Source organism: Microcystis sp. LE19-195.1E (assembly GCF_027532095.1).
GTDB classification, from domain to species: Bacteria; Cyanobacteriota; Cyanobacteriia; order Cyanobacteriales; family Microcystaceae; genus Microcystis; species Microcystis aeruginosa.
The window spans coordinates 1-9,595 of record NZ_JAPZSZ010000230.1 but is presented as its reverse complement, the minus strand read 5'-3'; the positions used below and the strand labels follow the sequence as shown (position 1 = coordinate 9,595).

The window sequence follows — 9,595 nt, the reverse complement described above, 5'->3', positions numbered from 1 at the left end:
GATATTAAGAAAACTGAAGGCGAGAACTTACAAAGACTTAATAGAAGGGATTGAATTAGCTATGTTAGAAGTTACTCAAAAAGATATTCGCAATTGGTTTACTCACTGTTGCTACTGTACCTCATGAGTCAGAGAATTGCTGTATTCTCCCCATCTCCCCCCGCAACGCGCACGAAGTGGTCTCCCCACCTCCCCACCTCCCCACCTCCCCCTCTCAGCATCTCCCCACACCAGATGTAAGGAACCCCAGAAGGAGGATTAAGGTCAACTGGGAACATTGATTTCAAAAAATCGGTGATCATGTTATCCTCTGATTGTGTTGTGTGAGGAAAGGAATCGGCCATGGTAGCTTCTCTATCTTATCAAAATGGGCAAAAAGCTCGATCGCATCCCCTGTTATCCTTAAGGGGTTTAATCGAATTACCGCCATCCCCCCTGTTTGGCACGGACGGAATTCGCGGCCAAGTGGGAGAATTATTAACTGCCCCCCTAGCGCTACAAATCGGATTTTGGGCGGGACAGGTATTAAAAAATCAGGCTGGTGTCACCAAACCGATAATTATCGGTCAAGATTCCCGTAATTCCAGTGATATGTTAGCCAATGCTATCACTGCGGGTTTAACTTGGGCGGGAATAGAAGTCTGGCAACTGGGATTATGTCCCACTCCCTGCGTCGCCTATTTAACCAGAGAAAGCGAAGCGATGGGGGGGATCATGATTTCTGCCAGTCATAATCCTCCCGAAGATAACGGCATTAAATTTTTTGACAGCAGCGGTTTAAAATTATCCGGCACTTTAGCCGCACAGATAGAAGCGGGTTTAAGAGGCAATTTAGAATTAGCGGATAACTCAGTAAATTGGGGAAAAGCGACTTTTTGTCCCGAATTAATCCAAAAATACTATCAAGCTGTGATTGCTTCCGTCGGGACGGATATTAACCTATCGGGATTAAAAATAGTTTTAGATCTAGCTTGGGGGGCAGCCGTTAACCTAGCACCTTTAGTATTCCAAACCTTGGGGGCGGAAGTTATCTGCCTACACGATCGAGCCGACGGCGATCGCATTAACGTTAATTGTGGTTCTACCCATTTAGAAAGCTTACAGGCGGCGGTGATTAATCAGCAAGCGGATTTAGGGTTTGCCTTCGATGGCGATGCCGATCGAGTCCTGGCCGTGGATAGTCAAGGTAGAGTAGTAGATGGCGATTATATCCTCTATTTTTGGGGTCGTTCCCTCTTAGAAGCCGGACAGCTACCCGATGGGTTATTAGTAGCCACGGTGATGGCTAATTTAGGTTTTGAACGCGCTTGGCAAAAACTGGGGGGTCAATTCTTGCGGACTGCCGTGGGCGATCAGCACGTTCAGGCGCAAATGTGGGAAACTGGAGCCATGCTAGGGGGTGAACAATCCGGTCATATCCTCTGCCATCATTACGGGGTTTCTGGGGATGGAATGCAAACCGCCCTACATTTAGCGGCTTTAGTGCAGAAATCGGCGGTTTCCTTGGCTAACTTAGTCGATCATAGCTTTGTCACCTATCCGCAGATTTTACGCAATGTGCGGGTGGAAGATAGAGAAGTGCGACGTAATTGGCAGCAATGTGAACCTTTGCGGCGAGAAATCCGCAAAGCTGAGACAGCTATGGCAGAAAAAGGCAGAATTTTGGTGCGCGCTTCCGGGACAGAACCCTTAATTCGGGTGATGGTGGAAGCAGAAACCCTAGAATTAGCCAATTTTTGGACAGAAAGGCTAGTGGAAGCGGTGCGAAGCTATCTTTTGTAGTCGATCGAGGGGGACAGGGATTATAATGCCCTTAGCCTAGCCTAGCAAGGGATAATTATGACCGGACTAAGTATCGATCGCCAGAAAAAAAAGCATAAACAGGGCCAAACAAAAGCTGATAGTCCCCCGCTTAACATCAAAGAGAAACTTGCCCTCAAAAAAGAAGAAAGGCAAAAGAAACAAAAGTTAACGGGGTTAATTGTTTTTGCTATTTGTGTAGCAATTTTGCTCGGATTACCCCTCAGCTTATTATTTGATGCCAAGATAGGAGCGGCAGTAAGTTTACTCTTGATTTTAGTAGTTTTCTCCTTTAGCTATCCTCGCACGGCTCTTTGGGCATTTATTATCTATGTCCCCTTCACTGGTACTATCGTGTATTGGTTGGGAGGTAGTCCCATCCTGCAGATCAGTAAAGATATCTTTTATCTACCCGCTTTAATCGCCTTAGTTTTAGAATGTCGAAAAAAGCAATTACCGATTATTGTCCCCAAACAATTAGGTACAACCCTATTATTAATCTTTGTTTTCTGTGTAGTTTGTCTATTAGCCGTCAATTTGCAGAGACAATTTCTGCCTACTTGTGATTCCGTGGCTGGGATGAGTATCTTTAGGGATGGTCGTTTGCGCGGAGTTCCCTGTCGGGAAAGTGAGACTTTTCTGCAAGGACTATTAGGATTTAAAGTTTTGCTAGGTTATGTCCCCTTAATCTTCTGCACTTATTACTTAATCAAAGACAAACCCACCCTATTATTTTTTGGTCGTCTTTTAGTGACTTTAGTGATTATTTGTTGTGTCCTAGGACTAATGCAATACTGGATGCTGAAAACCGGTCGTTGTGTAGGAACTAGAGGCTACGTGGCTGATGCACTATTCAAAGCCCACTTAGATGCAAGGTGTTTGATCGGTGGGGCATTAGTGTATAGTCCGGAAGTGAATATGATCCGTTTACCCGGTACCTTTGTTTCTCCCTGGCACTGGGCTTGGTTTTTGGTCTCTAGTGCCGTAATTTGTTATGCCAGTGCCTTTAGTGAAACTTCCCAAAAATGGCGACTAGCAGCCCTAGTGGGTTTAACCCTAGTTTTTATTAATGCAGTGATCTCTGGGCAAAGATTAGCTTTCTTTGCTGTACCGATGATTATTGGTCTGATGACGATTCTTACAGGACAAATCGCTAACTTAAAACGATTTTTGCCGATCATTTTTGCCGCCACTTTACTTCTAGCTATCGGTTTTTCTTTCCTTAACCCCGATTTTGTCCAACAACGCTACGATAGCGCCGTCAGCCGTTGGCAACAGAGTCCCCCCACCGCTTTTCTTCAAGAACAGTTGGATTTTGCTATCCGTAATCAGGGCGGTATTTTAGGTCGTGGACTTGGTGTGGCCACAGCTTCTGCTAGGGTTTTCGGTGATATTTCCTTTGTGGAAACCTATCACACTAAAGTTTTATTCGAGTTGGGATACATTGGTTTTACCTTGTACATGATATTCATGACCCATCTAGTTTATCTGGCCTTCCGCACCTATCGTTCCCTCAAAGATCCGACTCTGCGAGGTTTTGCCGGTAGTTATTGGGTTTTGCTGCTCTTTGTTGCCTATCTTCCCTATTGGTATGCCCTCGATACGGACCCTGTCGGCGTTTATTACTGGATATTTGCGGGCGTAATTTTTAGATTACCCGTGATCGAAAAACAGGAAAAAGAAGCCAAAATCCTGGCGGGGGAAACCACCACAAAATCCTCCAAAAAGAGCTTAAATTTTAAACGCAAGGGTATTTCTTTAGCTTGAAATATGGGTGCTGGGTTTTAGGGTGTTGGGGTTTTAGGGTTTTAGTGGAAATTCCCCCACTCCCCCACTCCCCCACTCCCCCATTCCCCCATTTCCCCACTCCCCCACTTCCCCACTCCCCCACTTCCCCACTCCCCCACTCCCCCATTCCCTGCTATGAATTTTCCCTCGATTTCTGTCATCATACCCACCTATCGACGCGAAGAGCCTCTTAAAGATACTCTCGATGACCTACTCAAACAAGATTATCCCGATTTTGAGGTATTAGTTATCGACCAGACCGCTACCCACAGCCCCGCCATACAATCCTATCTGGAAAATCTGGCTAATCAGCACAAAATTAGCTGGTATCGGCTGGATTGGGCGAGTTTACCCGGTGCGAGAAATTATGGAGTCCGTCGCGCCCAAGGCGATATCGTTCTTTTTATCGATGATGATGTGCGGCTACCGGATAATTATCTCAAAGCACATAGTGAGAATTTTGTCAAGAACCCTGAGATAGGTGTAGTGGCCGGTCGGGTATTCGATCGCATGAAATTGGGTGACTCCCAAAAAATGGTGACAGATACCAGCAAACCCTACGAAATCGACTTTTTACCCCCCCAAGCCATGGATCCGGGCATTGCTTGGTATTACATCGATCTTGTCCACACCACTAAACCCCAGCAGGTAATCTCGGCCCGGGGCTGTAATATGTCTTTCCGGAAGGATATATTTACGAAATACGGCATTTGGTTCGATGAACGCTTTCGTGGCAGTGCCGTGCGCGAGGAATCGGATTTTTGCTTAAGATTACGCCGGACTCCCTATCATGTCTGGTACGATCCCACCGCTTATCTGGTTCATTTAGGGGAAGAAACCGGCGGCTGTCATGATATTAGCACTCGTTCTTTGAGTTATCAGACGACTTTTTATCATAATCACTTTCTGATGGCTCTGAAAAATCTCACTCCCGCTCAACAATTGCGACTCTATGCTAAATTATTTGATTGTCACGTTCTTGGCAATCCTCCCTGTAATAAAGGTGGTTCCCCGATTAAAATCCTCTCTAGGGGAATTTTTTATAGTTTAGGTTTTCTGGATGCTCTAAAAACTCAAGTAAAGTCCCTCTGGAATGATGGCCAAATTTATACAAAACTAGATAATCTATGAAAATTTTAGTCGCTAGTCATACATATATAGTTGATCTCAACTGTGAGAAACTGCGCGCCCTGACAAGATTAAATCCCAATATTGAAGTTACTATTGTTGTTCCCCAACGTTGGCAACCGGGAGGAGTCCAAAATAAAATCATTGAAAGTCAACCGAAAATAGCCGACAATTTCCGAGTCATTCCTATCTCTAATTTTAGCCAGAATAACCAAGCTTTATTAACTTTTGGCACTGATATAATTTCTTTATTGCAAAAATTCAGACCCGATATTATTCAAGTGGAACAGGGTTCTAAATCTCTCGCTTATGGTCAATTTATTACTCTGAATCGTCTCTTAAATCTCCAGGCTAAAAATGTATTTTTTACCTGGTGGAATCTTCCCTATACTCCTAAATTTCCCATCTCTTGGTTAGAAGCTTATAACCTGAAAAATACCGATGGTTTAATCGCCGGTAATCAGGACGGGGTAGATGTTTTAAAAGAACGGGGTTACAGGGGTAAATACACCGTTTTACCGCAATTAGGAGTGGATGAAGTCCTTTTTTCCCACGGCAAGCAACCCGATTTAGCCCGCTCTTTAGGCATTGAAAACGATGAATTCGTGATTGGTTTTATCGGTCGTTTTGTGGAAGAGAAAGGCATTCTAACGCTGATTAAAGCTTTAGCTACATTAACAGGTAAGTGGAAATTATTACTGTTAGGTCGGGGAATCCTGAAAGATAAAATAGTCAGCGAAGCTACAGCCGCAGGAATAAGCGATCGCTTGATGATAGTGGAAAGTGTTCCCCACGATCAAGTAGTTAATTATATTAACCTGATGAACACTTTAGTTTTGCCTTCAGAAATCACCTATCAGGTCAAAACCTTAACGGCCGTCGGTTGGAAAGAACAATTCGGTCATGTCTTAATTGAAGCTATGGCCTGTCAGGTTCCTGTTATTGGTTCTGATTCGGGAGAAATCCCCTTTGTTATTGCTGATACGGGTTTAATTTTTCCCGAAAAAGATGGGGAGGCACTGGCTAAATCTATACAAACTCTCTTAGATAATCCCAGCTTCGCTCAAGAATTAGGCCAGAGGGGTTATCAAAGAGTAATGACCAATTATACTAATAAAGCCCTCGCTCAAAAACAATTGGATTTCTATCAACAATTACTCCCTCGGTGATGGGAAGTGGGGTGTGGGGTGTGGGGTGTGGGGTGTGGGGAGAAAAAAGCTGATAACTGACAACTGATCACTGATCAGTGATCACTGGTTATGAACCATTCTTGGCACCCCCTAGTCTAAAGGGACAAGTAGCTAGGGGTGAGGGGAATGATCGAGGTGATAACCGATAAGCAAACAAGTGTGAGCGATCGAGAGTTAATCTTAAAATGCCAAAGGGGTGATCGGGGTGCTTTTCGTCACCTTTACCGTCTTTATCAACCAAAAATCCGCTCTACTCTCTATCAACTCTGTGGAAGGGAATTCCTAGAGGATTTTGTCCAAGAGGTATTTTTAAGACTGTGGCGCGGGTTGCCGAAATTGCGTTCACCTGAATACTTTTCCACTTGGGTTTATCGGATCACTTGGAATGTGGCGATCGATGGTCGGCGACAATTAGCCAAAAGACAAACGAGGATGGCCAAAAGCACTGATGAGGAAAACTCCCTTGATAGCGAATCCCGTCCCCAAGATAGTCCCGATTTGATGCAATTGCATTATGAGGAGGTGGTCCGACAAGGGTTAGAAATTCTCAGTTTAGAACATCGCGCTGTCCTTGTCCTTCACGATCTAGAGGACTTACCCCAAAAGGAAATCGCCCAAATCTTAGAAATTCCCCTCGGTACGGTGAAATCACGTCTTCATTATGCGCGTAAAACCATGGGTCAATTTTTGCAAAAACAAGGAGTTCTCTAATGTCCCCAGAAGATGACAAAGTGGTTAATTTTCTGCGTCGATATCGTCCATCGCTGCCACCTCGACCGATAGATCAAGAAGAACAGTTAATGCAAATGATTAGGGGAGAAAGGCCGGTAACTTGCCCAAAATCCCTGCCTTTATTGGGGTGGATAACTGGTATTACTGCCTTATCTGTGCTGATTGTTGGTTCCTATCGTTGGTTTCATCCTCATCCACAACTGAGCCAAATTTCCGACGAGCAGTTAGAAGCTTTTTTAGTGGAGAGTTGGAACCATGGCATCGCTCCACCGATTGCTGCTCCTAGCGTTTATAGTTCGCCTTGGATGAGCTTAAACGAGCCTCAACTCACCTATTCTACCTATAAGCCTTAATTTCTTTTTGGAGGTCAATTATGTCCCTTTCTACTCTCTCGATTCTCGGCACAACCATGGCTTTAACTCTGGCGGCTAACCTAGTCCCAACTGCCACTGTGCTATCCTATCCCCAAGATCGTCTATTTATCGCTCAAACTAGCTCTCCCCAGCGTCCTGAGAGTCGTCGAATGAATAATTCTAGAGAAGGACTAATCGAACAATTAAACCTTACCGACGACCAAAAGTCAAAAGTTGCCGCTATTCGTCAGAAATACCGAGGACAAATCCAAAAATTGCAAGAAACTATTAGAAAGAATGAACAAGAACTAAATAGTTTATTATCGAATAATGCCTCCGATCGAGATATCCGCTCTAAACATCTGCAAATCTCTCGGAATCGCCAAGAAATGAGTAACCTGCAATTTGAAAATTTTTTAGAAATTCGCCAAGTCTTAACTCCCGCTCAAAGAACGGAATTTTCCCAGTTAATGCGGGAACGTTGCCCTAATTTCCCCAATTGCAGACGATAATAATTCTCATCAGTGCCGATTAAGATCGAGTTTGATTCCGATACATTAGAAAAAAGGAAAGGATGGGGTAGTAACCCATCCTCGATTTATCATTTACTAATAAATTATCGTTTCCAAGTGACTTTTGGTAGGATATGATTCATATCTACCCGGTCTCTGTACTTGGTGGCGAAGTTTAGGAGGGAATCGAGGAGAGAATCGGAGAGATAGTGAGGTTGTAGGCCTAGATCGAGTAATTTCGTGTTTTTAGCCTTGAAATAATGTTCCTCTAACTCGATGCGTGGGTTGTCAAGATTGTTAATCTCCACATTTAACCCTAATGCAGAACCAGCTTTTTTAACCATCAGTGCCAAGTCACCGACGCTAAACAGTTCGGTAAATTGGTTAAAGACGCGAAATTCCCCCGATCGAGCGGGATTAGCGATCGCTAATTCCAAACAACGCACGGTATCGCGGATATCTAAAAATCCTCGCGTTTGTCCACCTTTACCGTACACTGTCAGGGGATGACCGATCGCCGCTTGAATACAAAAACGGTTTAAAGCAGTGCCAAAAACCCCATCGTAATCGAGACGGTTAATTAACATCTCATCCATTCCCGTTTCTTCGGTGAGGACTCCATAAACCACCCCTTGATTGAGATCTGTGGCTTTTAAACCCCACATCCGACAGGCAAAATGGATATTATGGCTATCGTGGACTTTGCTGAGATGGTACATACTACCGGGCTGTTTGGGATAGGGTAAAGTATCCTTACGACCGTTATGTTCGATCGTGATGTAGCCTTCTTCAATATCTATATTCGGTGTGCCATACTCACCCATGGTTCCCAGTTTCACTAGGTGCGCTTCGGGAAATTCCTCTTTCATTGCGTAGAGGATGTTTAAATTGCCAACAACGTTGTTAACTTGGGTTAAAACTGCGTGTTCGCGATCAATCATGGAGAAGGGTGCAGATCTCTGTTCTCCGAAGTGAACAATCGCATCCGGTTGAAACTGTCGCAGAGATTGAATCAAAAAGTCGTAGTTATTGATATCCCCGACAAAAAGATCGAGGGATTTTCCCGTCAGATCTTGCCAGCGTTGAATCCGATGAGATATGGGTGCGATCGGTGTTAAGGTATCGCAGCCCAATTGTAAGTCCCAATAGCGACGAACTAAACTATCAAGTATGCCTACTTCGTAACCTCTATTTGATAGATGGAGTGCCGTTGCCCAACCACAATAGCCGTCTCCGCCAATAACCAAAACTCTCATACAATATCTGTAAAGTTTATATACTCGTCTTTGGTAACTCTAGCAGTTTTGTGTCACGCTTTACCAACTTAATCCCCGTGAACATAGCGGGGTGTGGGGTGTGGGGTGATGGGGAAATGGGGAAATGGGGAAATGGGGAAATGGGGAAATGGGGAAATGGGGAAATGGGGAAATGGGGAAATGGGGAAATGGGGGTGTGGTGAGAATCAATAAAGGCAGTCTATTGACAACTGCTCACTGATTACCACTGTCCACTGAAAACTCAAATCTGCTCACTGCTCACTGCTCACTGCTCACTGCTCACTGATAACTGATAACTGATAACTGATAACTGATAACTGATGAGGGTGTTCTAGAAAACTTGACAAGGGAACAGATTATGGGGAAACTCAGCTTGTAATCAGTGGGCTTTGCTGACGAGAAAACAAAAGCCAAAAATCTAGATAAAAGGCAGTTTTTTCGGTAACTCAGGGCCTATCTGCTATAATAATATAATACTGGGAGCATCTCACCTTTGTCATAATTAGAAATGCTTAATGATCTCAATAAAAAAGTTAAAAAAGGCAACCATTTATAGCAATTCCCATAGTTGGGAGGTACAGAGTCTTAGGTTTTGAGGAGTCAGGAGTCAGGATTCAGGATTCGGGATTCAGGAGTTAAGATTTTGGTGTACCTCATGAGATTGGGAAACGCTATAGATAGGCACAGCGATGACGAAGGACTTGCGGTACATTACCAGATTCCCAACTTGCACCAGTAATTTTAAGACGATGAGCAATTTGTTTAATTTTTGATTCAACAGAGCCAGAGCCAATCGAAATGCCCTCTGCCTGCAA

9 protein-coding genes and 2 pseudogenes are annotated in these 9,595 nt (G+C 44.1%); 9 read left to right on the top strand and 2 right to left on the bottom strand.

Annotated elements, in window-relative coordinates:
• The 8 genes and pseudogenes from O9300_RS12855 to O9300_RS12820 all read left to right on the top strand — a co-directional run.
• Positions 1-127: pseudogene (locus O9300_RS12855) on the top strand (IS630-like element ISMae26 family transposase); the annotation flags it as partial.
• 215 nt (positions 128-342) lie between these two features.
• The gene (glmM, locus tag O9300_RS12850; RefSeq protein WP_287972016.1) at positions 343-1,782 is read left to right on the top strand and encodes a phosphoglucosamine mutase; all 1,440 of its coding nucleotides are present in this window, start codon (positions 343-345) and stop codon (positions 1,780-1,782) included.
• A 57-nt stretch (positions 1,783-1,839) separates the two neighbouring features.
• On the top strand, positions 1,840-3,567 hold the full coding sequence (gene hpsL, locus O9300_RS12845; protein ID WP_287972015.1) for a hormogonium polysaccharide biosynthesis protein HpsL: 1,728 nt from the start codon (positions 1,840-1,842) through the stop codon (positions 3,565-3,567).
• 156 nt (positions 3,568-3,723) lie between these two features.
• Positions 3,724-4,719 carry a hormogonium polysaccharide biosynthesis glycosyltransferase HpsN gene (hpsN, locus tag O9300_RS12840; protein WP_287972012.1) on the top strand — a complete coding sequence of 332 codons (996 nt, stop codon included), beginning with the start codon at positions 3,724-3,726 and terminating at the stop codon, positions 4,717-4,719.
• On the top strand, positions 4,716-5,885 hold the full coding sequence (hpsO, locus tag O9300_RS12835; RefSeq protein WP_287972011.1) for a hormogonium polysaccharide biosynthesis glycosyltransferase HpsO: 1,170 nt from the start codon (positions 4,716-4,718) through the stop codon (positions 5,883-5,885). Before hpsN ends, hpsO begins: the two co-directional genes overlap by 4 nt.
• A gap of 147 nt (positions 5,886-6,032) precedes the next feature.
• Positions 6,033-6,617 (top strand): sigma-70 family RNA polymerase sigma factor, encoded by a 585-nt coding sequence (locus tag O9300_RS12830; RefSeq protein ID WP_287972010.1) that lies wholly within the window; start codon positions 6,033-6,035, stop codon positions 6,615-6,617.
• Positions 6,617-6,991 (top strand): hypothetical protein, encoded by a 375-nt coding sequence (locus O9300_RS12825; protein WP_287972009.1) that lies wholly within the window; start codon positions 6,617-6,619, stop codon positions 6,989-6,991. Before O9300_RS12830 ends, O9300_RS12825 begins: the two co-directional genes overlap by 1 nt.
• Positions 6,992-7,011: 20 nt before the next feature.
• A complete protein-coding gene (locus O9300_RS12820) occupies positions 7,012-7,503 on the top strand; it encodes a Spy/CpxP family protein refolding chaperone (protein WP_287972008.1) in 492 nt (163 codons plus the stop codon).
• Positions 7,504-7,607: 104 nt separating this feature from the next.
• Here the strand turns inward: O9300_RS12820 and O9300_RS12815 are convergent, their stop codons facing one another.
• Positions 7,608-8,759 (bottom strand): NAD-dependent epimerase/dehydratase family protein, encoded by a 1,152-nt coding sequence (locus O9300_RS12815; RefSeq protein WP_287972005.1) that lies wholly within the window; start codon positions 8,757-8,759, stop codon positions 7,608-7,610.
• Positions 8,760-8,836: 77 nt separating this feature from the next.
• On the opposite strand from O9300_RS12815, the gene O9300_RS12810 reads away from it, so the two are divergent.
• Positions 8,837-8,962 (top strand): hypothetical protein, encoded by a 126-nt coding sequence (locus tag O9300_RS12810; protein ID WP_287972004.1) that lies wholly within the window; start codon positions 8,837-8,839, stop codon positions 8,960-8,962.
• Positions 8,963-9,451: 489 nt separating this feature from the next.
• Here the strand turns inward: O9300_RS12810 and O9300_RS12805 are convergent.
• Positions 9,452-9,595: pseudogene (locus tag O9300_RS12805) on the bottom strand (ISKra4 family transposase); the annotation flags it as partial.